The organism is Burkholderia sp. MR1-5-21 (assembly GCF_053427715.1).
This window is the reverse complement of the sequence record NZ_JBSAXD010000164.1, coordinates 1-276: the sequence shown is the minus strand read 5'-3', so window position 1 is coordinate 276 and position 276 is coordinate 1. Positions and strand designations below refer to the sequence as shown.

Genomic DNA, 276 nt, shown 5'->3' with positions numbered 1-276 from the left:
AACGGCGCGGGCAAGACGACGCTGATGATGACCGTGTGCGGCACGCCGCGCGCATCGTCGGGCCGCGTGCTGTTCGAGGGCAACGACATCACCGGGATGTCGACGCACCAGATCATGCGGCAGGGGATGGCGATCTCGCCGGAAGGGCGGCGCGTGTTCCCGAGCCTGACGGTGCTCGAGAACCTGAAGATGGGCGGGTTCTTCGCGAGCCGCCACGAGATCGACGACGGCATCGAGCACGTGTTCAAGCTGTTTCCGCGGCTGAAGGAGCGCGCG

General features: G+C 67.0%; 1 protein-coding gene. It reads left to right on the top strand.

The features are described 5' to 3' along the window. Positions 1 to 276 (top strand): ATP-binding cassette domain-containing protein (locus tag ACV229_RS40895; RefSeq protein WP_448088705.1); only part of this gene is annotated, 276 nt, incomplete at both ends.